Annotated in this window: 32 protein-coding genes; all 32 read left to right on the top strand. The window is 39.8% G+C overall.

The features are described from left to right. Positions 1–80 precede the first annotated feature (80 nt). The 32 genes from ED652_RS04550 (at position 81) to ED652_RS04400 (ending at position 24442) form a co-directional block, all read left to right on the top strand. A complete protein-coding gene (locus ED652_RS04550; protein WP_122053632.1) occupies positions 81–410 on the top strand; it encodes a hypothetical protein in 330 nt (109 codons plus the stop codon). Continuing rightward, positions 407–562, top strand: coding sequence for a hypothetical protein (locus ED652_RS23665; protein ID WP_162929903.1), 156 nt, complete (start codon positions 407–409; stop codon positions 560–562). The genes ED652_RS04550 and ED652_RS23665 overlap by 4 nt, the downstream gene beginning before the upstream one ends. 28 nt (positions 563–590) lie before the next feature. Further along, on the top strand, positions 591–1061 hold the full coding sequence (locus tag ED652_RS04545) for a hypothetical protein (RefSeq protein ID WP_162929902.1): 471 nt from the start codon (positions 591–593) through the stop codon (positions 1059–1061). A gap of 28 nt (positions 1062–1089) precedes the next feature. Then, a complete protein-coding gene (locus ED652_RS23865; protein WP_174214615.1) occupies positions 1090–1548 on the top strand; it encodes a hypothetical protein in 459 nt (152 codons plus the stop codon). Positions 1549–1783: 235 nt separating this feature from the next. Then, complete coding sequence (locus tag ED652_RS04535) at positions 1784–3001, top strand: AAA family ATPase (RefSeq protein WP_162929901.1); 1218 nt, start codon at positions 1784–1786, stop codon at positions 2999–3001. Between the two features lie 71 nt (positions 3002–3072). Next, a complete protein-coding gene (locus tag ED652_RS04530; protein ID WP_122053629.1) occupies positions 3073–4161 on the top strand; it encodes a DUF3150 domain-containing protein in 1089 nt (362 codons plus the stop codon). Positions 4162–4344: 183 nt separating this feature from the next. Continuing rightward, positions 4345–5481 carry a DNA polymerase III subunit beta gene (gene dnaN, locus ED652_RS04525; RefSeq protein WP_122053628.1) on the top strand — a complete coding sequence of 379 codons (1137 nt, stop codon included), beginning with the start codon at positions 4345–4347 and terminating at the stop codon, positions 5479–5481. Between the two features lie 14 nt (positions 5482–5495). Further along, on the top strand, positions 5496–5756 hold the full coding sequence (locus ED652_RS04520; RefSeq protein ID WP_122053627.1) for a hypothetical protein: 261 nt from the start codon (positions 5496–5498) through the stop codon (positions 5754–5756). Positions 5757–6380: 624 nt separating this feature from the next. Next, the gene (locus ED652_RS04515; RefSeq protein WP_122053626.1) at positions 6381–7754 is read left to right on the top strand and encodes a hypothetical protein; all 1374 of its coding nucleotides are present in this window, start codon (positions 6381–6383) and stop codon (positions 7752–7754) included. Further along, complete coding sequence (locus tag ED652_RS04510; protein WP_122053625.1) at positions 7751–9433, top strand: conjugal transfer protein TraG N-terminal domain-containing protein; 1683 nt, start codon at positions 7751–7753, stop codon at positions 9431–9433. The genes ED652_RS04515 and ED652_RS04510 overlap by 4 nt, the downstream gene beginning before the upstream one ends. Positions 9434–9444: 11 nt before the next feature. Further along, a complete protein-coding gene (locus ED652_RS04505; protein ID WP_122053624.1) occupies positions 9445–11196 on the top strand; it encodes a conjugal transfer protein TraG N-terminal domain-containing protein in 1752 nt (583 codons plus the stop codon). Between the two features lie 69 nt (positions 11197–11265). After that, positions 11266–11886 (top strand): hypothetical protein, encoded by a 621-nt coding sequence (locus tag ED652_RS04500; RefSeq protein ID WP_122053623.1) that lies wholly within the window; start codon positions 11266–11268, stop codon positions 11884–11886. 56 nt (positions 11887–11942) lie between these two features. Further along, positions 11943–12221 (top strand): hypothetical protein, encoded by a 279-nt coding sequence (locus ED652_RS04495; protein WP_122053622.1) that lies wholly within the window; start codon positions 11943–11945, stop codon positions 12219–12221. Between the two features lie 612 nt (positions 12222–12833). After that, entirely contained in the window at positions 12834–14075 is a 1242-nt protein-coding gene (locus ED652_RS04485) for a ParA family protein (protein WP_122053620.1), read from the top strand. Next, positions 14068–15333: a hypothetical protein gene (locus ED652_RS04480; RefSeq protein ID WP_122053619.1), complete on the top strand. Its 1266-nt coding sequence runs from the start codon at positions 14068–14070 to the stop codon at positions 15331–15333. Before ED652_RS04485 ends, ED652_RS04480 begins: the two co-directional genes overlap by 8 nt. Before the next feature lie 219 nt (positions 15334–15552). Continuing rightward, on the top strand, positions 15553–16014 hold the full coding sequence (locus tag ED652_RS04475; RefSeq protein ID WP_122053618.1) for a hypothetical protein: 462 nt from the start codon (positions 15553–15555) through the stop codon (positions 16012–16014). Positions 16015–16016: 2 nt separating this feature from the next. Next, positions 16017–16274 (top strand): hypothetical protein, encoded by a 258-nt coding sequence (locus ED652_RS04470; RefSeq protein ID WP_122053617.1) that lies wholly within the window; start codon positions 16017–16019, stop codon positions 16272–16274. 138 nt (positions 16275–16412) lie between these two features. After that, positions 16413–17042 (top strand): site-specific integrase, encoded by a 630-nt coding sequence (locus ED652_RS04465; protein ID WP_017086664.1) that lies wholly within the window; start codon positions 16413–16415, stop codon positions 17040–17042. 203 nt (positions 17043–17245) lie between these two features. Beyond that, complete coding sequence (locus ED652_RS04460; RefSeq protein ID WP_017086663.1) at positions 17246–17989, top strand: hypothetical protein; 744 nt, start codon at positions 17246–17248, stop codon at positions 17987–17989. A 50-nt stretch (positions 17990–18039) separates the two neighbouring features. Then, complete coding sequence (locus ED652_RS04455; RefSeq protein ID WP_017086662.1) at positions 18040–18225, top strand: hypothetical protein; 186 nt, start codon at positions 18040–18042, stop codon at positions 18223–18225. Between the two features lies 1 nt (position 18226). Further along, on the top strand, positions 18227–18433 hold the full coding sequence (locus tag ED652_RS04450) for a hypothetical protein (protein WP_122053616.1): 207 nt from the start codon (positions 18227–18229) through the stop codon (positions 18431–18433). Between the two features lie 7 nt (positions 18434–18440). Beyond that, positions 18441–18749 carry a hypothetical protein gene (locus tag ED652_RS04445; RefSeq protein WP_162929900.1) on the top strand — a complete coding sequence of 103 codons (309 nt, stop codon included), beginning with the start codon at positions 18441–18443 and terminating at the stop codon, positions 18747–18749. A 13-nt stretch (positions 18750–18762) separates the two neighbouring features. Continuing rightward, positions 18763–18894: a hypothetical protein gene (locus ED652_RS24085; RefSeq protein ID WP_301951203.1), complete on the top strand. Its 132-nt coding sequence runs from the start codon at positions 18763–18765 to the stop codon at positions 18892–18894. A gap of 14 nt (positions 18895–18908) precedes the next feature. After that, positions 18909–19757 carry a hypothetical protein gene (locus ED652_RS04440; RefSeq protein ID WP_122053614.1) on the top strand — a complete coding sequence of 283 codons (849 nt, stop codon included), beginning with the start codon at positions 18909–18911 and terminating at the stop codon, positions 19755–19757. Positions 19758–19779: 22 nt separating this feature from the next. Then, a complete protein-coding gene (locus ED652_RS04435; RefSeq protein WP_017086661.1) occupies positions 19780–20016 on the top strand; it encodes a hypothetical protein in 237 nt (78 codons plus the stop codon). A gap of 10 nt (positions 20017–20026) precedes the next feature. Then, positions 20027–20434 carry a hypothetical protein gene (locus ED652_RS04430; protein WP_122053613.1) on the top strand — a complete coding sequence of 136 codons (408 nt, stop codon included), beginning with the start codon at positions 20027–20029 and terminating at the stop codon, positions 20432–20434. A gap of 9 nt (positions 20435–20443) precedes the next feature. After that, entirely contained in the window at positions 20444–20812 is a 369-nt protein-coding gene (locus tag ED652_RS04425; RefSeq protein WP_122053612.1) for a hypothetical protein, read from the top strand. A 10-nt stretch (positions 20813–20822) separates the two neighbouring features. Next, entirely contained in the window at positions 20823–21134 is a 312-nt protein-coding gene (locus ED652_RS04420) for a hypothetical protein (RefSeq protein WP_162929899.1), read from the top strand. An 82-nt stretch (positions 21135–21216) separates the two neighbouring features. After that, complete coding sequence (locus ED652_RS23660; RefSeq protein ID WP_162929898.1) at positions 21217–21378, top strand: hypothetical protein; 162 nt, start codon at positions 21217–21219, stop codon at positions 21376–21378. A 413-nt stretch (positions 21379–21791) separates the two neighbouring features. Beyond that, the gene (locus ED652_RS04410) at positions 21792–22118 is read left to right on the top strand and encodes a hypothetical protein (protein ID WP_122053609.1); all 327 of its coding nucleotides are present in this window, start codon (positions 21792–21794) and stop codon (positions 22116–22118) included. Between the two features lie 244 nt (positions 22119–22362). Then, positions 22363–23637, top strand: coding sequence for a hypothetical protein (locus ED652_RS04405; RefSeq protein ID WP_122053608.1), 1275 nt, complete (start codon positions 22363–22365; stop codon positions 23635–23637). Positions 23638–23806: 169 nt separating this feature from the next. Continuing rightward, positions 23807–24442, top strand: coding sequence for a hypothetical protein (locus tag ED652_RS04400; protein WP_122053607.1), 636 nt, complete (start codon positions 23807–23809; stop codon positions 24440–24442). Positions 24443–24454 lie beyond the last annotated feature (12 nt).

Here is a 24454-nt window from a genome sequence, read left to right as displayed (position 1 = left end):
TGAAAATGACCGTTTGTTCATAACATCAATACATCGCATTTGTTCGTAATTTTCCAAAAACTGAATATCAGGGTACATAAATGTCAAAAATTAATGAAGAAAGTAAGTTTAGTTTAGAAGCTGGTGAACTGGTTCATGGTATTGCTAACCGTTTGATTAGTGGTGAAATTAAAATCCAAAATATGTGCGATAAGCGCATTAAAGCACTATTAGAACTTAGCGAAGTTCTACGCCGACAAAGTCCGTCAGATAATGATGCACCGATTCTTCTTGCAGAAGGGTTCAATATTACCCATTTTAGCCGACCGGGTTGGATCAGCTTGGCCACTCACTTGATTGAGCAAAGTGCAGGGAGTGAATTGAGCCACTGTATTGATTCAGTTGTACGTGAAGGCTATGGAAAAACATGACGTTTGAAGTAGCCATTAAAGCCGCGTTAGATATGCTTGACTCAAAGATTCAGGAACTATCTGAAAAGGTTGAGGCGGGTTCATCGACTCACAATGAACGTTCATACTTACGTGATTTGATAAATGAACGTGATTCATTGGAACGTGAATGAAGTGGGTAAGAAATTGTCAAGTTAGGGTATGAAAAGTATTGAGGATAAATCTATGCACGTAGCAAAGCCGAACTTTGCAGTAACTATTCATTTCACTGTTGGTATAAAGAAAAGTGTAGCGATAACACTTGTTGAAGAACGTTGGTTAAACTCAATTGAAGTCTGTGATGTGTTTGAAAATGACTTAATAGATGAAGGTGCAACAGCTGTACTTGAATGTGTTGGCGTTGACCTTGATGTGTGTGGATCATTTATAGTTGAAGTGCTTGGTGTAGCTAAACATGAAGATTCACCCGACTATGAAATTATAAAAATCAAACTAGTAACCAAAGGTGATATTGAAGTCCTGACCGAAAAAAACAAACGTCTATTTGATGCTCTAAATTATGTTTACGAAAGCGGATATTTACGTAATGAAGTAGATCAAAAAGCGCGTTGGGGGTTAGGGCTAGAGGTCGAAAACGAAACGACAATTGCAGCACTGCAGCCAAGAATCTAAATACATCGACGATTGAAGAGAAACTGTTATGTCTTTTAAATTTGATGCAAGTACATTCCTTCAAAATGGTTATGAAACCAGTAAAGGCGAATGGTCAGATTCAGTACTAAACGACCTTGCCAAAATAAAATGCCACTATCCTGAGTTAGAACACTGGGGAGAACTGGCTTTAGGATGTGCTTGGGGTGATTTTTCCCAAGACGTTTATTTAGTCAGTTGGATGCATTGGGGCTTAGACAAGCGCAATGAAGATTTTTTATCCTACTGCTACTGGATACAAGAAAAAGGAAGTTGGAACGAAGGTCTAGATCTAGACCTATTATCCGAAATTTCTATCAAGTGGAAAAAGTGCGATAAATCAATTAAAGAAAGGCTGCTTGAACGACAAGAGCAAGACGAAGCGGCGGCGTTGTTTGAAGGAAGAATAGAACCCGCAGGAAATATAAGCTTTAGTACTGTCCGGGACAGCCGGAAAACTCGCTACTAAATAAAAGGCTATTGAGAACTAAATAGCCTTTTTTATTGGACAAAATCTCTGGAAAGCGGTTTATTTTTACTCTATATTGAATCTAACACATCATATTTCCCAAATTTTGCTCATGTAGCAAAACGTCACTGCCGATTACGTGACCCCTTAATTGTAAGGATTCGGCTCAATTAACCTACCTCGCCAGCTCTGGCAACCAAAACCCGAAAGGGTCTATAAACAAGGAAATATGATTATGTCTAATCAAACTGCTGCTAAAGTAACGCCAATTACACAAGGCAATCGCCATATTGAAGAAGTCGATGGTATGACTCTTGAGTATGTAATTCGTTATGCTCAAATCTGGAAGCTTTTTGGCTTTGCAGAGTCGGAAGCTAAGTCTATTCCGGCGCTTAACCGCAAAGTACCAGTGCGTGTGTATCTTATTCCGGGTACGGATGAAGCATTCGCACACCCACACGTTCCAACGCTAGACCTGATGCATCAATTTGATGTGTTAGAGGTTGCGATCTGCTTAGATTACTTCCTTAAAGGTACCGGCTTTCCGCCGTTTTTTTATGGTCTGCACGGAACAGGTAAAACAAGCTTCTTTGATCAGTTACATGCTCGTCTAGGCTTACCAAAAGTCGAAATTATCTTGGGTGAAGACTCAGAGGTAATTGATTTAGGTGGTCAAATGCTGCCAACAGAAAAAGGCGGTATGAAGTTTCATGAGGGACTTCTAGTTCAAACGATGCGTAACGGCTGGACACTTCAAATTGATGAATATGATCTACTACCAGTTCGACAACAAAAAATGTTGAACGATGTACTAGAGAATAAACGATTCACAATTGAAGTTACTGGTCAAAAAGTTATCGCACATAAGAACTGGCGCGTATGCGTTTGTGGAAACAGCAACAACACCGGAACAGGTTCAAGTATGTTTGTATCTAGTGGTGGTGGTGATGCTTCTGTGAACGAACGATTTTTCTTCTTCGAAAAAACATATTTGCCAAAAGATGCTGAAAAGCGAATTTTAGTGAATGTTGCTAAACCCTACATCGACTCTAACCCGGAGGTTAGAGCCCTAGCAGATGAAGCACAGAAGAAAGAGAAGATTGAGCAACTAACAAAACTGATATGTGGAACTGACGATAAAAATGGTGCACCACTGCCATGTTTGATCGATCAAATGCTACTTGTATGTGAACGCATTCGTAAGGCGCATATTAATAGTCGTAAGACTATGAGTGCTAACGGTGTGTCACTGGATTCAGTTATGTCAACGCGTGCATTGAAGCAATGGTGTATGAAAACGTTGGAGCTTATGAGTTTCTACGTAAATGCAGCACCTAAGCTAAATGAGGATATTTTCAAAACTGCTTTACGATTAACTTTTATTAACGGTATTTCCGAAGATGAAAAGCAATTGGTAGAACAGATTTTTGATGATTCGCTTGGCGGTAAGTAAACAAGATAGCCCTCTAACATATAGTTAGAGGGCACATTGAACCCGAAAGGGTCTATTAGAAGGTAAATTTCATGAGTAATACAGAGAAGAAAAACCCTAATGACGTTCTAGCTGTTGCTGACGCGCTTAAAGCTCAAGGTATGGCTTTGATCAACATCGATATTAATGGTTCTGACTTCAAGCGTTCTTTGTCCTACAAAGACCTTGGATTGAGCAAAGATGTTGAACGTGAGCTAGCTACACTAGGCCGTAAGGCTGTTTTAGGAAAAGAGTACCCTTTACAACTACGTAAAAACAAAGAACAGGTATACACCTACATGGATAAGATGGGTGTACGCTTTGGCTCTTTTGGTACTTGGGCTGTGCCATTGGACATCTACAATGAAGTTCATGTACAGCTTAAAGCTAAACAAGACGAACGAAATATTATCAAAGATGCATTAGTCCAAAACTATCAGCAAGAGCTTGATAAGTTTGCTGATGCTGCCGAGGCACTTCGTCCCGGTTTTGGTGAAATTGTTCGAAAAAATGCCTTCGACAAAGATCATATCATTGAACAAATATCGATGAATATTTCAGCACAAGAAGACATTATGGGAGGGATTGCTACTGGTGCCGTGCAAGGCTTAGGCCGCATAGCAAGAGAGTATGAACAATCTATCTTGAAAGCCGCAAAAAAGGCGAATACTCGTCCTGTGATAACTCGATTTACAAGAAGCAAGCTACAAGAAATGGAAGAGTACTGCATGAGATTCATGTTCTTAACGAGTGTTCTTAACGACGCGTCTGTTTTGATTAAAAAAACAATCGCTGAGTTACCCGCTACAGTAGTAAAGGGAGAGTCCTATCTAGATGAAACTAGTAAGGTTTTAACTGCCCTTAAATTGCTTCAAACGGCTGATGAATTAGAAGGTGTTGTTTCAGTGCCAGTTAATGATTCAACTGTTGTATTCGATGATTATTTAGATTCTGAGTCTGAGTCTGAATTACAGGGTTCAAACTCATCACCTATCACTAATGCAATCGAAAGTAAGGTTCAGGAAACCGACGCTTACGAAAGCATAAGCGAATCTCCAATTTCTGAGCCCTCCGCTGAACCAGCGAGTGTTCTTGATTTATTGGGCGACGTAGGTGACGACGATGATTATTACTGCAATTAATTAATTCAAACTTAGCCCTCCATCGTGAGGGCTTGTTTGCAAAAACAAAAGAGCATTCAGTGAGTGTTTTTCTGTTTTTGCTATAACAGCAAAAAGTCACTACCGCTCATGTGACACTTCAATTGTGAAGATGCGGGTTACTAAACAGATGAACCCGAAAGGGTCAATTTAAGGAAAATTATAATGGAAATTAATGTAAGCACTTCTGAACTAAACAAATTAACCAACTTCGCGGCTTTATCAGAGCGATCAAAAGCTGATTCTGATAAATACATTGATAAGGTATTTGTAACGGTTCAAAACAACACTTTGACATTAGAGCGTATCGGGTTACACGCGGCTAAAAAGAGTAAAGCACTTGCTGTTGATGGTGATGGTAAGGACTTCTCTTTTCAGGTTGATTACAGCGCGTTTAAAGCCGTAATTGGTAAGGTTGCTACGCGGTTTGACCAAGTTAATATCGTTCTGAAAGGTGATGAACTCAAGATAAATGCAGGTCGAATAAAAACTCAGCTTAGTGTTACCGAGCTAAGTAAGCCAGTGATTGAAGATGACTCTACAGCTCAAGACGAAATTTGTGTCCAGACTGCAGATTTCTTGAGTCTAATTGGCCAAGTTCGAGCGTCTAGCGCGAAAGGCGATGTCCGTTATTACTTGAACGGTATTTGCTTTCAAACTGACAACCTAGCAAACAACTTACTCCACGCTATTGCAACTGATGGCCATAGAATGGCTAAAGGTGAATGTGAATTTCTAGCTCATGAATATGAGAAAGAAAGAAGCGTAATAGTGTCCAATGAATGTGTCTCTTATTTAGACAATATTTTGAAAGATACTTCGGATAAACAAGTTGTTCTTCATTTAACTTCGTCATTCATGAGCATAACGCTTGATGATGGTACAAGTATAAGAATGAAGATTATTGATGGTCGTTTTCCTGATTGGAAACGTGTTGTTCCTTGTACCCACACTGGCATAGTTAATTTGGACAGAGCTAACTTTACTGAGAGCATCCGTTCAGCGATAACTTTAGCCAACCCTAAATTCAAAGGGGGAAGATTTAACTTCAAGCCAAGTGGTTGCGATTTGTATTCGACATCGCAGATTGGTAGTTACGAAGAAGTAATCGAGGTGCAAGGGTATGAAGGTGATGATTGTGAAATTGGCTTCAACTTAGAGTACGTTTTAAGCGCACTCAATGTTATAGAAGACGATTCAATTGTCATTCGTTTAAATGGCTCAAATGGGTCTGCCGTGATTCACGGTGATAACAGTGATAATACATCAACTTTCCACGTTGTAATGCCCACTCGCTTATAAGAAGGTGAATCGAAATGATTAAACCCACATATGCTATAGCAGCTCATGTGTCAGCTCGTTCCCGTCATTCACGCGATTGGATACAGCTTACAATACTTATCCCGAAGACTGACTTAACTCTAGAATATTGGGGGCAAGGAATTGCTCGAAACCATGTCACTAGTGAATTAAATAAGTTGGGGTTAAATAGCCTACCAGATATTCATAATTGGGTGACCGATGAGTATGAATTTCTAAAAGGTGATAAAAACAGTATTCATCTCTACCGAGATTAAGAAGGAAATTATGTTTACTCATAAGAGGTTCTATGTATCGAAAACCACTGCAAAAGTGATTTACGGAAAACTTAGAAGTCGTAATAAGTAACACACCCTAAGAGCCCAAGACGATTAATCGTCTTGGGCTCTTCATATTTGCAAGATACGATAAAAACGAATGACTTTTAACAACTAAAAGTAGGGGGATTTGTGTTTACTCTATACACATTAATCTGCAAACGATTCTATTTCATTGGGTATGAACAGCTTTTTCTATCAAGAAAATTTAGGAAAACCATTGCCAAAAGCGAAATGCACCGAGCATGGCTAGCGGGAAATCAAGGATGTATAGGTGTCGAAGAGGGAGTTCTTTATAGAGAATGGTTTACTAATCGAAAGCATCATAGAAATGCCAATTTCAAAGAGCTATGGCGCTGTATAAGTTGATAGCGAGGCCACACTGAAACGGTGGCACAAAAAAATCACCTTAAAAATGAATGCGAGACTATATCGACTCAAGCAAAGAAGATCGAAGTTGCTGATTATCTCAATTTCGAAATCCGCATTTTTGGCGTAAGTTGAAAGCGGGGATATGTAAATGGCGCGTACCAGTGATATAAGGAAAGGACACACTGGACCCAAATGATGAAGAATTTGTACAAAGCATTATTAGTAAGCGCGGCGGTTTTTGCGGCTTCAAATGCTAATGCTGTTGTCACATCAGCAAATGATAAAGCTCAACTAAACTTGTTTTTTGGCGCCTCAAAGATCAGTCAAAATGCTTCTTATATTCCACCTCTTCCAAACTTGTCACTTATGAGTGCTAAAGTTGTTGCTCCAACGACCTGTAATGGTTCGGTTTCATTTGCCATGAGCAATGCGTTTACTGACGGGACAATTCAAAAAATCTACGATAATTTCGATGCCATTTTGAAGCAGTTGGCTAGTAAAGAAGGACTGATTTACCTGTCTTCCTTATATGTTTCAAAATCTAACCCTGCGTTGTATCAACTTATAACTGAAGGTATTGATCTTTCGATAACGGACCTACTAAGTAGTATTGGCTCTTGTGAAGCAATGGCAAACTCCATTATTGAAAACGTTGCTGACGATACAGTGATTGAAATGCAACGTAGCACGGCTCTAAACCAAATAATTGAACAGAATGCCCAAAAAGCCATTGATAAAGATTGGAATAATATCAGTGTTGATGATGTATTTAAAAAAGGTGCAGATTTAGCTTCCCAAAAAGGATTCACGATTTTTGGTCAAACTAAGGGTGGCGATGGGCAACCTGCACTAGACATAGTGAAGGATACTTTTTCAATTGGTTGGTGTATTTATCGCGGCTATACGAAAGACCAATGTAGAGACTCAAGAGCCCGTAATCCCAATTTACTTCAAGACAAAGATAAAAGCACATCACAGATTATTGTCGATGTAACAAGCTTGAACTATGCGGGGGCGCGCTTAGTTGGAAACTCATACGTTAGTATCTGTAAAGGGTGTTCCACTATTAAGGTTGCCTCTAAGAACGTTACCGATTATATGATGGACGTTCAAAGCGAATATGAAAATCGAATCAGAGACTTAACTAGAAAGCACATCAACACGATCACGGTGGCCGAGTTCAAAAGGGTGAGTGTTACAAACTCAATAGAGGCTGATGCGAATTACTTTAGAAACTTGGCTGTTTTGGATAATGACCCGCAAATTCACGCACAGTACATATCGGGTTGGGCCTTTGATATAGCCTATTTCGAAACTATCAATGTTTTAAAAATGCTTGAATTTTCAATTAAAGGAGCCAAGAGCACAGACGATATTGATAAGGCAGGTTTGACTAAAGAATTTGACCGAATGTTAGATCAAGTGGAGTCACGCCGTCGTGAACTGCGTGAGTTCAGTATTGCTAATAACTACACTCCAAGAATGTATGTAAGAGCCCTACTTAGAGTTTCCGAAAGAGTATCTAAAGGTGACTCTCCGCTAGGTAAGTCGGGACTAGGTCTATGATTGCCGTTCAAGATGATTTCGGTGAGATTATCATTCCCTATAGCATCAATTTAGGTGGTGTACTTTTCGACATTTTCAATGAGCTAGGAATCGTTTTTTTACCATTCCTAGCGTTATATATAATGATCTTTTTCGAAGCTAGGTCACAAGGGGCTGATGAAGGAAGCCCCGGCCCACTAATGATCATGAACATTGAAACTAGGTTTTGGTCTGCTGCGGTTGTAATGATTCTGTGCACAATCCCTTGGAGTGGAACACAGACAGTTTCAAATATCACTTACGTCTGTGGGTATGCTCAAACTAACACTGCAATGGGTGACCTTTATAAGTCTCGCGCCAGGTTAAATGATACTAAAACCTTACAGTCAATTTCTGATGTAGAAATGCCGCTACTTCTTGGTTTGTTCAATAATATTTCCGTCGGTAGCGCCGAAGCACATTCTAGTCAGCTTGAATGTAATAAATCACAGTCAGTAATTGAGTCGGAATTTAATAAAGATTTTATCCCTCTCAACGATGAACCGCTGATCGCAAACATAAAAGACTTCGCAAATCAGTGCTACCAACCGGCTTTGGAGCGAATTGCGGAGGTTACCGTTAAAGGCAACTCCACCATAACTTATCCGTATGATGAAGAGGCAAATACATTCTTCGGATATAACTCTAGAAAAGCATATTCGAGTCTACATACCGGGGCGCGCCCAATCCCTTCTACTTTGTTCATGGAGATTAAAGAGAGTGAATATGTACCTGCAATCGATGGTAGTTATTACCCGGCCAATTTCTCAACACTAGGTTCTTCTCATTATTTGAATAAGTATTCAACAAATAAATTGAATATTCCGTGTGAAGAAGCGGCTACAGACATTAAACAACTTATCGAAGTAAAGCTTAGAAGCATAATGCCTGAGAGATTGGAGCTTGAATATCAAGCATCAAGCATATTGCCGAAAGATAGGAATGGGTTACAGCATTACACCCAAGAAAGTGAGGTGTTGAACAAGTTCATACAGCAAGCTTTTGTTGATAGCTATACAGGGAAAAGAACCATTTACCAAGCTACGCCAGCAATGGCAGAAGAAGAGAATAAGAACTTTCTCACGAAATCGTTCGAATACTTTTGGGAGCGAGTTACAGGCGCGACAGAAGACCCTACGAGTCTTGGTACAGATATGGTGGCCTCTATTGGACTTGCAATGGAGAATCCGTTTAAAGCTGCAGAACGTGTGAATTTGTATGGCTCGTTGCCCCTCTACTTAACAGTGATCGCGGGGGTGGTTTTCATAGCATCACCGATCATTATCGTAGTTTCCGGGTACAAGTGGGAAGTGGTCTTTAATATAGGATTCATATTGTTCTATATAGCAATGTGTCACTTTTGGCTGAATGTTTCCTATATGGCAACGAATATTATTTGGCTCTTATCTGATTCCTTTTACGGCGGTGCCGAAATTCTAAAAAACTCATTTTTGACCCTGCACTATGTCGGTTACTACACACCTTTCATTGTTTTATTAGCTTGGACAGTGGGTTGTACCATGGCAGGAATGAAACTAGCACCTTTCCTATCGGGAATCTTTGCGGGGGCGGCGATTGCGGCTGCTAAAGCGGGTAAGAATGCATCCAACCAAGTATCAGCCCCTAGATCTGGTCAGGGCGGCGATAAGAGACAGTTCTAAGGAATGGACTAATGAATATAGTAACGAGCGACGCGAGTGGTTTATTTTTACTACCGCTAGGGACGACAATAAACCTAACCAGTTGGGACGTATTTAATGAGCTTGGTTTGGTCTTTGTTCCGTTCCTTATACTCTTCATTGCTAGTTGGGCGAAGGCACGGACGCAGGGCGCAGATGAGGGCTCGGCAGGGGTTCTTGTTGTTAAGTACATCGAAAAAGGTTTTTACGGTTATATGGCCATTATCATTTTGTTTCTTACACCGATTGGACAGCCTATTGAAGTTCAATATAGGCAATATTCTTGTCTTGATAACCCTTCAATCTCAAGTAATGCGATGAAAGATATTAATGCGGCCTCAGAAAGTGCACTTCGAGCATTAGGCATAAACAGCGATTCAGTACCTCTTGGTGTCGGTGTGATACATAACGTTTTTGCGGGAGTTAACGGAGCCGCTATATCGCAAATGTCATGTTCAAAGGGCTCTTCAAAAGCAGAAGTCGGAAAAATTGTAGGTAACTCTATTCCTAAGTCAGAGAGCGTGTTTTTATCGACCAAAAATTTTAACGATATGTGCTATTCCGTTGCCAAAAATAATGTACGTCGTGATATGTCTGAGCAAAAAGTATTCAAAGATGATACTGGTGATAAGCGAGGTTGGTCATTTTACCCGTCTAATTGGGGTTCGAAGCTCATGCGAAATGTGTATGACAATTCGCATATTTTAGGGGCATCAAGCGTTAGTGGGATCTTAACCATGGATGTACCCGAAATTTGGTTTGATTCATCGAAAAGAGGTACTAATCAAAGATGTTCCATATTAGCTAAAGATTTATACGACAAAATTGAAGCGGATATGGTGGCAGAGCCCAACTATAAAAAAATTGAAGGCCAAGTACTCGCTTATACGAAAATGTTTAACCCTAAGTCAAACGCTGCAGAAGTGAAGCATGATTTGGTGAATATCATTTTTGATAATGCAGTGAATGGCGACGCTTCTAAACAATTGATGTGGAAAGATGCACAAGTGCAACAAAGCTCGTTTGCTTCATTTGGCGCTGCGACTCCAACAATGAATGGTGAACAACTTCAAAAGCAAATGGAACAGTTTAGAGAGAAAGATCTAAATGTAATGCAAAGCTTTTCTAATGTTGTTGTGAGTATTGGTTCCGTATTTGCAAACATAGAAGAGTCAGCGAAAGGTTTAGCTGTTGCGATGATGCTCCCTGCAATGATCGTAATTTTGAAGCTAGTTTTGCTTGGTTCATTGCCATCACTGTTAGTGATCTCTGGTTTTAGCTACAAGTTTTTGTATAACTGGATTTTGCTTTATTTTGCTATTTCGTTGGTGCCATTTTGGTTAGCTCTGTCACTTCAACTGGAAACATTGCTTCTTTCAATGGCTGACTATTCGGAGTCTATCGATGTTCATATTGACAACATCATGGAACAGAATGGAGTCAACATATACTTGGTTTCATCAACGGCGGCGACGTTTATATACCTTATCCCTACGGTATGGGTGATGCTAGTTCAGATCATTGGTAACATTTCTGGTAGCGCATTTATGAACATGGTCGCGGGTGCAGCTGTTGTTGGTCAATCTGGCGCACAAGCAACTACACAAGGCATGTTCAACACTGGTAAAGACTTGAGCCGTTATGCCCGAGGTAAAATGGGAAACAATAGCAAAGGTTCAAATGACGCTGGCAGTGGCGGTAATGCTGGTGGTTTGAACGCTAAACTTCCAAATCGACCGGGATAACGACTGTAAACTTGCGCGTCAAATAACCTCTGTTCTAATTAAGTCTAAGACAAGAACAGAGGTTTTTTTATGTCAGCAACAAATTCAAATCATCAAAACCGCGACCGCGTGAGTGTGCCTTTAAACCATAGCCAGGCACTACATAATCAACCTTATTCTTATGAACCTCAGGACTTGCCCACTCAGAGCTCTAACAACCATCAGATGTCTAAAGCCGACCGTGCTTCTGTGCAATTGAAGTTTATAACGAACGCAGCTTTACAAGTGGAATTAACGTCAAACAAAGATGGGATACCAACAATCGATTTTGAGCAAACAAAAATCAAAAAAGTTGGCGGCGTAAGGCAAGGTGATTGGGGTGAGAAAATCCACTTCCAAATTAACCCAAACACTGAACTGAAACAGTTAATCGATTTTGTTACGAATCGAATCCATGAAAAGACTCTCACATTTAAGTACCACGGCAAGATGAACAATAAATCGCTAAATCTTATAAAGAATGACGATGGTAGCTTAATGTTCAATCTGTCCGAGGGTAATAAGCACTATTCTGGTGTGGTTCAACCTACTGGTATTACGCAAATTCTTACTTTGATGTTCAAGGCATACAGTGACCGTTTTAGAATTTCGATTGTAGATGCTATCTCAATCTTGAACAAATCACCTTGCTCCGAACTACCCAAATTATAAACCCCAACAATAGCGGTTACTTCGACTAAATACCGCTCAACTGCGAGAACAAAACTATGGAACTATCAGCGAAAGTAAATTTGGACGAACAAGCTTCAATAGCTCTTGAGGCGGTATGTGGCTCATCGTCATCAGAAACTAAATTAGTACACAATTCGGGTCGATGTAGTGTCATAAATACTAACGGCGAATTGGTCATGAATGGTGACCTGAAAGCACTGACTGTAAAAATTGACTATGAACCCAAGAACGGAGATCTGACGATAGCTGACCTTCATGATGGGCTCAGAATCTTCAATGGCATGTATAACGTCAATGTTAGTGTTTTACACTAGAGAGAGGGGTAGGGGGGGAGAGATCTTCCCTATTGTTATATGGTAGACATTCCAATTCAAGTAAGAGAGCTAGCGCGAGAAACTGAGTCTTCAATAAAAGCATGGTTAATCTTTTTAGAAGTAACTCAGGATGAACTAGCTATTAGGTTGAATGTGAGTCAACCTGCAGTTTCACAATATTGCAGAAGGAATACACATAGAAGGGCTACGCTCGAAAGCATAGCTTCGGCATTGGATCTATTGCCGGAACAGTTAGATTTCGACCCGACAACAATATCTTTGATGGTGTTTAAATAACCTTGACTAACACACTAAAGAGTCACAACAACAATAATTAAAAAGCCGGTATCGTCTTCGACCACGATCCCGGCTTTTTTGTACTGCGAGTACTTCTGTATACTGCCTAATAAATGAGCAAGCATCAAATCAAAATATTGTAAAGTTTAAAATTCTTTTTATGGGGAGTAACTGACGTAAACAATCAGCAATTTGTTTTGCGTAATAACAATTTGATAGCTGTGATAGCAAATTGCAACCTGTACGTGCAAAAAGGTGTTGCTTAATTGGATTCTGCCTATACACTATATCTAAGTTACTGATTAGGGGTACGGCATGAACGAACAAGTAAAATCTTCTATAAATGAATATGGACTAATCCATAGGAGTGTTGCGCCATTGAAAGCAACAACCGTTATTTTGAATAACCTTGATTTAATGGATAAGCGTTCATACAACAACACTTCATTTACAACGCATCCGGGCGTGACGGCCTCAATCGTTAAGCGCGTGATTGAAAAGATTGAAAATGAACAGAATTTTACCTTTCCCAAGAAAGGCAATAATGCAAAAGATCTGAATTTCGAACAGGCAACTGAGATTTCAGAAGCTCTTGGTGTTCCTTCAATTAGAGAAAAACGATTAGCGTTGGAAGCCGATGGCAAGAAAACTAAACCAGTAATTCTTCTAGTGCACGATGCTAAAGGCGGGATTGGAAAAACAGCTCTTGCAGCTGGACTCGGAGTGGAGGGTGGCCATGATATATTGAATCGACCACGTACACTTGTAATTGATGGTGACCCTCAAGGTTCACACCGCCATCTATTTGCACCAAACCTCGAATCTAAATCTGGTCCACAACAGCTAATCAATGCTAGTAAAGACCAAGAACGATCTGAAATTCTAAAACCAGAACATCAAGCGAAGCTACGTAACTACATGTATTCGTCAAACATGATAATGGATACCTACATTGAAAACTTGAAGCTTATGCCATCAAATGAGCTTGAAAAGTTTCTCAATGTTGATTTGTCATTGGCTCAAAGTAAGAGGGGTAATGAAGCTTTTGCACTTTACAGTGACGTTATTCTTCGTCCTCTTTATGACGACTTCGATTTGATCATCATTGACGCTAACCCGGCAGTAGACACAACTCTGTATTCACTTTTCTATGCCGCTGACCACCACATCATTCCGGTAACGGGTCTACAACAAGACGTAAACGCGTTTGTTGAATATTTGGAAGTGGCGCAAATGATTCTGGAAAAGTTACAACCAGAAGATGCGACAGGTATGAAATCGGTACGAACGGTAGTAACGAAGCATTCAAAATCTAATAAAGATGCTGAACAGCGAGGCGAAGCCATTAACGGTAGCCACGGTTCGCTAGGTACAATGATGCTTGAATCTAAGAAATTGTACGAAGAGGCCAACGCTAATAACGTTCCGGTACAATTGTTTGCCTCTTCTTCACGTTCCGTTAAAACCGTTCGTGATAACTTGAAAACTATCTATCAGAGTGCAACTTTGTTGCCATTCCAAGACTACAACTTAATTGACGAGGCTTTCAATGGGTAATGGTATTACAGACAATTCGTTATCATTAGATGATTTGATTACTGGTGCAAGTGACGATAATTCTAAGCAAGTGTCTGACGAGCTTGCTGTAGCCGGTTTTGTAAAAGATCAAAATGCATCTATTCAAAATATTCTCAAATCGTTATCTAAAAAGAGCTTCGATGAAAAGTCCCATGAACATGCACTGAAAGTCATTGGTCAGCAACTTGGTATTAAATTAGATGTTGAATTGAAACCTCACTTTTTCATTGTTAATGGCCGAGAAATCGTATGTGACCTAGTTCGCTTTGAAGGTAAAGAGCAAATTACGGCTGAAACTGAGCCTTTTGAATTTAACGGTCGAGATCAGGATCACCAAACCAAAGAAGAACTTGGTGACATTCTTCCAACGATGGTTTTGAACCGTCAAAACACCTTTCCTGCCATTTCAGGATTTATCGAAGGAAGTACAAAAGCACAGGTTTTTGATGGTACGCGCCGTCGTGATGGCTGTATTTTAGAAGATCTGACTTTTGTTACTTACATTGCCCGTGAAATCATTACGAAAGAAGAAGCTACTCAGATAGCTGATATTTCTCGTTTACGTAAAGAGTTGTCATATTGGGAAAGAGGTAAGCATATCAAGAGTGTTCTCGCCCGAAATGAAGCTAGTGAAGAGCCGATAGACCTATCAAGTAACGAGAAAATTGGTCAATACTTTAATGACTCAAAATCGACCATCCAAAGGTGTATTAAGGCCGTAGAACTACCTAATGAAGTAATGGATCTGATTCCGAATAGCCGAAAACTCACTGGTGGTCAGTATAAGGAAGTAGTTGCTATCGTAACTAAAGCCAATGCCAAAGAGTCGCTAGATCTTTTTGTTCATAAATGTAAGCGCCTAATTAGCGGTGACGACGGGGTGGTATCCGAGGCAATTGACCCTATTGATATGGACTTCACGGGGCAATCATTATTGCATCTTAATGATAATTCAGGGTTATTGCATTATGACCTTTCTAAGCTGCCATTGGAGGAACGTCAGACCTTAATCATCAAGTTACTTGGTGAAGTTAAATTCGAAATGTTTGATAAGGTGAAAAAACGCAGTAGTGCGCCAAGGAAAATTGCCAAGAACGCTACTATTGAACGGAAGGGTACGACTTCGAAGAGTGAGTTAGTACTTAAAATTGGTGGGCTGTACGCTAAAGGGGTTCCTGAATCAAAAGTGAAAGAAGTTGAAGATCGATTAACAGACTTGCTCAAAGAATTGCTTTAGTTAATTAGATGTGAACAGTCGCTCTATCTACGCATACAAACGCAAAGCCCGACACTTACAAGGTTGGGCTTTGTCGCGTTTGCTGCCCATAAATATTACCAATTTCGTTTTCCCCTCTTTTTCTCATAAGCTTAAATATCTTGCTTAAAAATTGGCTTTGTGTATATTTGCACTTATGCAAAAATGCATTTTCACACAATTACTATTTTGGAGAGTTATATGCTGACAAAAAAAGGAACGCAAATTCTCGATGAGCTGGCATCAGAACAAAAAGCTGATTTAGAAGATCGCAAAAATCAATTCATCTTGTCTGACCTTTCAAATGCAGTAAAAGGTCTTGTAGGGTTAATCCCTCAGTTTGTGAGCGGGTTTTGTCTTTGCTTTGTGGCTCTTTTAGGTTTGTTATTGATGGTGTTAGATGCGCCAACATTGCAAGCGATGATAGATGCCCCTGTTAATGAGGTGGTAGCTGCAAAAAATGACTTCCTTTCTTTCTTTGCGGTCTCCTTTCTCGTGATGTTTATGCTCTACGCTGTTGCTCGTAAGTTAGATTTACATAAGAGTTCCGAAGTTGATTATCAAAGACAAGTAAACGCTTATCACAAAGAGAGCACTCGCCAAATTGAACTCATTGAAGAAGTTCTTCATCGTCACGACCTGATCAACAAAAAGGAGCTGTAACCATGAGCAATGCAATCGAACTGATCAATGTATCGAGCTTAACTGAACTTACGCAAGACAAAGCTAAATCGTTAACGGCAGTAGCTAAACCTTTTAATGGGGATTTACTACAAGGTCACTTGTTGCATGTATCAGATGATCAGACTCAATGGGTAGTTTCGACTTACCTGAGCGACAAACCCAAGCTGTATAAACGCTCTGACGCACTACTTAAAGAAGCAAAGAAATTGGGGTTATCACAAGTGACCTTTGAACTCTAACGCCCTTCCTCTCTAGCGCACCGCCTTGGTGCGCTGGTTTTCCCCCAAAGCCAGTAATTCCAATCCTTAGATCACTGATTTCTAAACTTGTCACTGTTAGCGTGTGTGCTTATTCATGTAAAACAGGAAAATGCACACATGGCACTACCAACGCTCATCGAGGACAAAGACAAAACTTGGATCTTTAAAGTCATTACACAGACACCAGAGCCAGAGCTTAATGCGTGTCTAATGGGATTTTTCTTGGGTAGTGGAATGACAACACTAGAGGTATGTCGCATCCAAGTTCGAGACATTGTTAAGAAGAACGGACACCTAACAAAATGCTTTGCCATTAAAGGCGATGTGAATCGAGATTTTTATCTGTCCAACATTAAGCTACAGAATCTTATCAAGAACTACATTGAGCAACGGCTAAAAGATGGTGATCACCCCGATCAATACAATGCTTTTGATGCTGATGAACCATTCTTTAAGCGTAGGAATGGCGACCATTTTAAAATCAAGCATAGAACCACAGAGAAAGGTAATACGACTTACCACTGTAATGCTTTAAATAATCACATCAAACGATTGTTGGCTGATTCTGGTATTGATCAGCCTAGTATTCTAAGCGGTAGACGCACGTTTGCTGTAAGGCTTAAACGTCATGGAGTAGACGTTCCGACTATCCATTTGATGCTTGGAAATAAGAGCCTTGAAACCACGTTAAGACTTATAGAGACAGATACTGTGAGTATGCTAGCAATTGCAGATATGGCTTTTTAAAATATGCTAGTCATATATGACGGGTGTATGTAGTGTGCTTTTATTAGCTACAAACAAGTGAGCCACCCTCGAAAGGGTGGCTCTTAAACTCGCTACCTGTTGTCAATACTGTTTCCAGCGGAAGAGGACAGGGCTATCACAACAAGAGGATTAACCTCAGTTGTTTCTAATAATACACAACCTTGATACAGAGGGCAAATAATTTGGATTTGGAAGAGATCAAGCAAGGACTTTCTACAGAAAAACTAGAGACCTATCGTCAGGTTCTCGACTGTAAATCTGATAGTGAGTTGATAGCCGTTTATATGGCGATGCAAAGTATAATGTCTCAGTTTTTCTCAGTAGTTCAGCTACTTGAAGTGACGTTGAGAAATTCAATCCATAAATCAGCAACAGAATGCTTTGAAGATGATGAATGGTATAAGCGAATTCCTCTAAGTCAAGAGTCTCGAAAACAAGTCGATTTTGCAGAACAGCAGTGTTTAAAGGATGTAGGCGTTCGATATACCAGTAACGATCTTGTTTCTCGATTACCGTTTGGATTTTGGGTTCACATGTTACACCGAGACTACAACAACCCTCGCAACAGAGATCATAACCTATGGCAAACACAGTTGGATAAGTGTTTCCCGAACGCTAGAGAGAAGAGAGTTAAACTCAATACATTATTTCAGAAAATGGGAGCATTAAATAAGTTCAGGAATCGTTTATTCCATCATGAGCCAGCATGGAAAGGTAGATCCACTCGAAACCGAGTTGATGCTATTGAGTTTCTTCTAAAAATGTTCAATGAGCACACGGACGCTATTTACTTACTATCCACTTCTAAACGAGAGCTTATTACAGTGTTAGGGTTTGAAGAAAAATTCAATCAAGAGTGTAATATCAAAAACTTAGAACGTTTTGAGTCGTTGTTAGCTCCTGAGAGTCGAAATACTGGCGATTAGTGAACTAGACATATTTGACAGGTAATTAAATTGGAATATACTAGACATATATGACAGGTAGAAATATTACAGAGTTTCAGCTTATAGCAAACGCTAAAGGTTGGAAGTTTGAAGAAATCGCAAAACGTTGGGGTAAGTCCGAACGCCAGTTATCACGGATAGCAAAGGCGGGTGAACAGCGTGACTTAGACGCTGTGAATGGCCTACCAAACAAAGACAACGAACAAAAGGGATAATATGGCTCTAGGCGACACAAGAAGGCGCATGCGTATTATGAGCCTCACCACTGCTGCAAGCATGATTAATGATTACTTTAGTGGTGGTGCTGATAATGAAGAAATCGGTTTGACCGAGGAAGAAGCTGAAATCATGGAACAAGAAAACAAGAAAGTGGCAGCTAAATTATATGCAATGGCAGAGAAGTTAGATAAACAGGGGGAATAAGGCCGTGGTGCGAACTCATACCAAATTTAATAAGCCAGTGAACAGAGTAGGCGCTCTTCTAACGCTAGATGAACTCTTAGTAATTTGGAACGATGCAAAAGAGTGTATTGATAGCTTAGAACTTGGTTTGAATGTTTCGGTTTATGTCGAAAGCTGCTCAGTTTGGATTTCTGCAAAAGACGATTTGACAAAGATCGTGATCAGTCAGCATCACATGCACCCGCAAGCCTTAGTTCATAGAGAGTTAGGTAAGAGTAGCAAAATCAAGACACCTACAGCCAAGCGATTAACCGCATTGGTTAAAGAATACTTTTAAGAAGGGAAAAACGATGCCAGAAAATAACAATAACCAATCAGGTGATTTTGAATGTCCTGAATGCGGAAATACATTTCCAAACCATGAAAAAACGGATGTAGGGTCTGGTCATTATGTTTGCGGCTTTTGTGCCGATGGTGAGTAAGGGGAGTTTGCATCGTGCCTAAAGTAAAAAGCATCAACATAAAGCATGAAAGTAAGTCGGGTGAGGCTATTGAGTTCAAATCTGACATTACGGTAGATGGTGATGGTGTATTTGCTGTCACATTCCCTGAAGAGTACGAACTTGATATCAGCGCGAACAAGCTTAAGGGTTGTAAAATAACTCAACCACGAAAGCACATGCGCGTTGAAAGCACTTCGATGGATGATGCAATCAGGAGTATTGATGAGGGCATCAAGTCTCTTTTGTCTACAGAAGTGAGGTACGAACCTGTGATTTGGTATAGATACGAAAATAATTGTTTCTACGCTATCGAAACCAAATCCGGTCAAATATTCCCTAACGCTTTAACTGCGGAAACGAAGACCGAAGAAGATTACGACAGGGATGGCTCAATTGAACACTCGAACGCAGTCCGTAGACAGCAGCAGTTCAAGGGCAATATTGGCAAAAAGCAGCCGTTCGCAGTCATCATACAGGCTCAGGCCATGCTGAAAGTTACATACTCTTCAAAATCGGGAGAGCGTGTAGAGTACCGACGTATGGATCAGTATATAGATGGCACTCGAACACAAGACAACCATTGGGGCGATGATGCGTGGACTTATTTATCTATTAATGATGAGTACGGACAATTACTAAACAGTTTTAACCATACAGACCTTACCAAACATGACACTGAAATGCCTTACACACCGTCAGCGGCAAGGTTCTTTTATGAAGCAATGCTCTCTATGTGCGCTTTAGCCCAGAAATTCGAGCAATTCTTTAGTGATGAAAGCAATGTAATGAAGGCTATAGAGAGCAATGCACAACTGTTAGCGCCAACATTACCAACTAATTAAAATTAAGGGAAAAAAAGACATCATGTTTTTTGAGTTCTTTGATTGGAAAATTAAAGCAGGAATAATTATTACCGTTGCTCTTATGTTGGGTAGCGTAATCAGCTTCATTGTTGCGTGGACAGCACCAGTGCCAACCGATGCATTATCAGCCGTAACCAAATATCTAAATTATCGTTGGTTTGCTTTCTTTGCTGTCAGCACATTGTCTATTGGTGCGGCAACAATGAAGTATCACGATAGAACACTAAGACGTTGCTAAGGGGAAGTTGATGCAACTAAATTCTATGGAATGGTTAGAGGTTGAGTTTGAATTACAACTTGAACCTGAAACTGATTTAGAAGATTTGAAAAATGCCGTAGCAGAAACAGTTGTAGATAACGAGTCTGACTTTTTTCCTATCATTGGTGCTATCTGTTCACAGTTAAATGATCGGGCTAATTATGCCACTGATAGTTTTAATGTTGTTCAGGTTGATTTTGATGAACCATTTCATCTAGAAGAAGGTCGCCCTGTTGGAACTGGTTCCCTTCAAGCTAGTTTTGAATGGACGGCATACTATGGTTGTGATGATTTGGACTTACACGATGAAGCACAAGAAGTTTGGGAGTTTAACTTTAACGGGCAGACTCTGAATTTTAGGATTCAACTTCCAGAAGATAGATTGGACGAATTTTAGAGGGAAATCATGTCAGATAAAACCATGTTAGATAGTTTAGAACTCGTTACGGAAAATGGTGTTGTAAGTCAGCTCCAAACTGTGGATGAGTTGGGAAATATACATAATTTCTATGTAAACATTCCTTGGGATGAAGTGAGAGAAAAAACCCTTCAAAGTAAGTCTATCGGTGATCAGGCTCAAAAGATTATCAATGAAACACTTTTGGAACATTCTGGCAAAATCAATGACGAAATAGCTGAACAAGTAAGCCGTCTAACCCCTGATAATCTGGACGGCTATCAATCCGTGGTCGTTAAAGTATTGCAGTTCTACTTTGACAACCAAGAAGCTATAAGCTTTATCATTGATGCGATTAAACTAATTTTTTCTAAGTAGAGGGAAAATTGTGAAAAAAATTAGTATCAGTGAATTAGAAAAATCATGTCTTGTAGCGGCTGTCCAAGGATATGCAGCGAGTGGGATGCAGCCAAAAGAAGCGAGTAAACAAGCGGTGGAGTTAGTTCGCTGTCTCAATAAAGAGCTGAGTCAAAATGGTGAAGATACAGTTATTAATTCGCTGAACAAAATTCAACAATTAGAGCAAAAAATAGGACGCAAGCTAGAGAAAGATGAGCGTTATCAAGTAAATACAGCTCTAGATAACGATATGTCTATCAATGAGCTACTGGCTAAAAATCCTAAACTATTAGATAAATAATTAATGAAAGGCTGGTGGCAGTTCAGCTTGTATTAGGTAATGTTAGTTAATTCACTATCAACGCCAATTAGAGGAAAAGGTCATGAAAAAGGTAGCTTTCTTAAATTACATCACTTTATCTATTCGAGGTGTCAAACCTATCATTGTTAGTGCAAGCAATCGGCTTAGTAAGTCAAATGCCCGTGGATTAAGCCCGTTTATTGCTGCTTATGTTGATGCTGGAATGGCAGAGGTATTGAACTAGAGGAAGTTTGTCAATGGATGCACAAGATCGAATGAATGAAATGGCAAACATCGTTGATTTACAAACCTTAATTCGGGTATGTATTTTGCGGCCTACTAATTACAGCAATTTTTAGTTAGGTGGTGAACAATGAAAACAGCTCTCATATTACTCATGTTAGGGGTTGGGTTGGCATGGTCGCTTTTACCTGCTCAAGATATGACTAGTTTTGTTTCGTCATCAGAGCGGCTAGAGAAAGTATTTATAGACAAGAACGTAAGCAGTCCAAACAATATGCAAGCGTTGTTAATTAAGCTGTGTGCGTCTGTAGATTCATGCGGTGAATAAGAAGGGATTAGTTGGTTTGGCTTGTTAATTTGCGCGGTACTTACAGCAAGGTTATTTGCTAGGTACAAAAACCAAAGGTAGAGGGAATGATGAAGGGAAAAGAATTAACATTCATGCTTGAAGTGCCAGTAAATCAAATCGTTGATGAGGACCAAATTGTAAGTGATTTTACATCGAAGTTTATAGCATTGTTTGGGGGGGAATCAGACACTATTAATGCAGTAAGCCGCGCTATTGAGAAAGCCCCTGATTGGAAGAACGAGGCTGATCAAGTCTATGTTGCAATGCCAATAAATCGATTTGTTTCAGAGCAGTACACAATTGCTTGTAAATATGCTTTTAAAAATCTTGCTCACGACGTAGCAGATACGCTACACATCGAGGTCGGGTTTAAATTTAATAAAAATCCATGAAGAGAGAGTTAAAACACCTAACATTTTCTAATGGTAAATAACATAGCATTGTGCTAATAATTAAGTACAAGCGTTTAGTACGCTCAACAACTTCAAAAAGCCAATACCCATGTTGAAAGATATGCGTATTGGCTTTTGTGCTTTTGGCACGAAATTCTAACTGGTGTGTAAGTTAGAACTGAATATGTTCAGTTATCACCTCAATAAACCGAACCCGAAAGGGTCTAAAACAAGGACAATTACTATGGGCAATACAAACCCAACGGATACAAATTCACCTGTTGAACCGTCTCAACAACGTCGTCATACAACACTTCGCTCTGTTGATGCGAATCAAATGATTCACAAAACCTTTGCTGAGAAATACGGCTACATTGATGACAATGGTAAAGCAAATATTCAAGATGCTTTAAACTATCTCGATAACACGTTCTTTAAAAGTTTTATTGAGAAAGGCAGAACCATAACTAATTATCATCGTACTCAAGTAATCACGGTATCGTCAGAAACGGATCTTAACCCGTTTAATAACGAACTCTATGGCATTTTTACGCCATTTGGTGATTTGAAAGTAACAGCTACTATGGATGGATGGCATAAATTAGCAACTAACGAAAGCCTTACTAAACGTGAGTTCAAATATAGCCCTGACACTGTAGAAGCTGAGATAAATGGTAATAAGTACAAAGTTCCTGAGTGGATTGAATGTACCATTGAGCATGAAACTAAAGGTGTATCACAAGCGCGAGAGTACTTCTTAGAGGTTTTTAATAATGGACAAAACCATTTACCTTCATGGAGTCGCCCTGCTCGAATGCTATCCCACGTTTCGTTCATTCAAGCTTTACGTCGAATGCTACGCATTAACTCTTTGGCGGATTCAGACATTATTTCTGACATCACTAAAGAGTACGAAATGCTTGCAACTCAAGCTAAATACATGGCTTCCGTTGATGCTGTAGACAATGGCCAAAGTTCAGTAAATAACACACAGCAAGTTGGTGAAAATCGACCGCAGACTACTTCGTTACCTCAAAAAACTAAAAAGAGGTTAAATATCAATTTAGATGATATTGAAGTTATTGATTTGAAGGAAACTGAACCAGGTACAGCCGAGCCTACACCGCCGGAAGTATCGGTTCAGCAATCTGAATCACCTGCACAAAAAGTTGAGACAACTAAAGCTCAAGTGGAACAAACCGAAAATTCGGATATTGAAGAGCCCTTGGCTCAAGAAGATACTGAAAAATCGGAAGTGGAAGTTCAGAATACAAAAACTGAATCTAAGCAAGAAACTACAGAAGCAGAAGTTGAAAACTCAGACGAAACGGAAGATGATTTGATCAATGAAATGACATTACCACGCAATGTACTGTCTATGTTCAAACCTATGTTCCAACAAGTACTGAATGGAAATAAAACTCTATCTCAGCTTGAAGCTTACGGTAAGATAATTACTGATGAACGAGCTAAAGTCTGGTTTAAACAACAGGTAACACTCTTGGCTAAAAAGCTATAAATAGGAAAAATCAGCGTTTTTAATCCATACGTCCTCTATCTAGGGCGTATTCTTAAACACACTATTTTGCTCAAGTAGCAAAACGTCACCGCCGCTCAAGTGACACTTCTATGGTGAAGTGCGGCTTTGTAAACAAAGAACCCGAAAGGGTCTAACTAAGGAGAAAACTATGTCTTACAATCGAAAGAAACGCATGTTTTGTAAGCTTATTATTGAACAATTTAAAACTATTGATGATAAGCCGCCATCTAACGATTACCGCTATGCAAAAGAGCACAGGAAGTTACGAGAGTACTCGGAACAACTTTTTTTAGCTTGTGGTAAGGCTGAACATTTAAAGCCCTCTGACGTTGCATTAGCAATGATTATGAGTGCGGATCGGTCACCAGTAAGCCCAATGTTTACTTATGTAGGCCATTTGGCCATTTCTGCGTTAACCGGAGGCGCTTCTAAGGCGTTTAATGGAAGCTTTGTGTGTTCGAACTGTTCAGGTGATTACACCAGACATGGGAACATTTATGTGTGTGATACTTGCGGCTACATTGGTAAAGCCGATCAGTATGGTTTCCCGGTATCTCTTCCTGCTAATCAGTCAGTAAGAGCTTTGCGTCGTAAATTTCACTCGTTAATAACCACCATTAGGGGCCATGGCCTTTCAATGCAAGATAGCTATACGCTAGTCTCGTTTGAATCAAATGTACCGTTACCGTTAGTTCATGCTGGTCTTTGTGAAACAGAGAACCAAATGCAACGGTTAATTAATGGTTGTGAAAACGTTTTAAAAAATATCCCGAAAGGGTCTTAAAAAGGAAAAAAA

Source organism: Vibrio sp. Evd11 (assembly GCF_900382755.1).
Taxonomy (GTDB): domain Bacteria; phylum Pseudomonadota; class Gammaproteobacteria; order Enterobacterales; family Vibrionaceae; genus Vibrio; species Vibrio lentus.
This window is presented reverse-complemented; position numbering and strand designations above follow the sequence as displayed.

Coding starts and splice junctions, on each gene's coding strand:
- dnaN (WP_122053628.1), top strand. CDS start 4,345: ATGGAAATTAATGTAAGCACTTCTGAACTAAACAAATTAACCAACTTC.
- ED652_RS04550 (WP_122053632.1), top strand. CDS start 81: ATGTCAAAAATTAATGAAGAAAGTAAGTTTAGTTTAGAAGCTGGTGAA.
- ED652_RS04470 (WP_122053617.1), top strand. CDS start 16,017: ATGAGCAATGCAATCGAACTGATCAATGTATCGAGCTTAACTGAACTT.
- ED652_RS04405 (WP_122053608.1), top strand. CDS start 22,363: ATGGGCAATACAAACCCAACGGATACAAATTCACCTGTTGAACCGTCT.
- ED652_RS04465 (WP_017086664.1), top strand. CDS start 16,413: ATGGCACTACCAACGCTCATCGAGGACAAAGACAAAACTTGGATCTTT.
- ED652_RS04400 (WP_122053607.1), top strand. CDS start 23,807: ATGTCTTACAATCGAAAGAAACGCATGTTTTGTAAGCTTATTATTGAA.
- ED652_RS04505 (WP_122053624.1), top strand. CDS start 9,445: ATGAATATAGTAACGAGCGACGCGAGTGGTTTATTTTTACTACCGCTA.
- ED652_RS04500 (WP_122053623.1), top strand. CDS start 11,266: ATGTCAGCAACAAATTCAAATCATCAAAACCGCGACCGCGTGAGTGTG.
- ED652_RS04450 (WP_122053616.1), top strand. CDS start 18,227: ATGGCTCTAGGCGACACAAGAAGGCGCATGCGTATTATGAGCCTCACC.
- ED652_RS04495 (WP_122053622.1), top strand. CDS start 11,943: ATGGAACTATCAGCGAAAGTAAATTTGGACGAACAAGCTTCAATAGCT.
- ED652_RS04410 (WP_122053609.1), top strand. CDS start 21,792: ATGATGAAGGGAAAAGAATTAACATTCATGCTTGAAGTGCCAGTAAAT.
- ED652_RS04430 (WP_122053613.1), top strand. CDS start 20,027: ATGCAACTAAATTCTATGGAATGGTTAGAGGTTGAGTTTGAATTACAA.
- ED652_RS04475 (WP_122053618.1), top strand. CDS start 15,553: ATGCTGACAAAAAAAGGAACGCAAATTCTCGATGAGCTGGCATCAGAA.
- ED652_RS04425 (WP_122053612.1), top strand. CDS start 20,444: ATGTCAGATAAAACCATGTTAGATAGTTTAGAACTCGTTACGGAAAAT.
- ED652_RS04530 (WP_122053629.1), top strand. CDS start 3,073: ATGAGTAATACAGAGAAGAAAAACCCTAATGACGTTCTAGCTGTTGCT.
- ED652_RS04435 (WP_017086661.1), top strand. CDS start 19,780: ATGTTTTTTGAGTTCTTTGATTGGAAAATTAAAGCAGGAATAATTATT.
- ED652_RS04480 (WP_122053619.1), top strand. CDS start 14,068: ATGGGTAATGGTATTACAGACAATTCGTTATCATTAGATGATTTGATT.
- ED652_RS04485 (WP_122053620.1), top strand. CDS start 12,834: ATGAACGAACAAGTAAAATCTTCTATAAATGAATATGGACTAATCCAT.
- ED652_RS24085 (WP_301951203.1), top strand. CDS start 18,763: ATGCCAGAAAATAACAATAACCAATCAGGTGATTTTGAATGTCCTGAA.
- ED652_RS23865 (WP_174214615.1), top strand. CDS start 1,090: ATGTCTTTTAAATTTGATGCAAGTACATTCCTTCAAAATGGTTATGAA.
- ED652_RS23660 (WP_162929898.1), top strand. CDS start 21,217: ATGAAAAAGGTAGCTTTCTTAAATTACATCACTTTATCTATTCGAGGT.
- ED652_RS04515 (WP_122053626.1), top strand. CDS start 6,381: ATGATGAAGAATTTGTACAAAGCATTATTAGTAAGCGCGGCGGTTTTT.
- ED652_RS04520 (WP_122053627.1), top strand. CDS start 5,496: ATGATTAAACCCACATATGCTATAGCAGCTCATGTGTCAGCTCGTTCC.
- ED652_RS04510 (WP_122053625.1), top strand. CDS start 7,751: ATGATTGCCGTTCAAGATGATTTCGGTGAGATTATCATTCCCTATAGC.
- ED652_RS04535 (WP_162929901.1), top strand. CDS start 1,784: ATGTCTAATCAAACTGCTGCTAAAGTAACGCCAATTACACAAGGCAAT.
- ED652_RS04455 (WP_017086662.1), top strand. CDS start 18,040: ATGACAGGTAGAAATATTACAGAGTTTCAGCTTATAGCAAACGCTAAA.
- ED652_RS04545 (WP_162929902.1), top strand. CDS start 591: ATGAAAAGTATTGAGGATAAATCTATGCACGTAGCAAAGCCGAACTTT.
- ED652_RS23665 (WP_162929903.1), top strand. CDS start 407: ATGACGTTTGAAGTAGCCATTAAAGCCGCGTTAGATATGCTTGACTCA.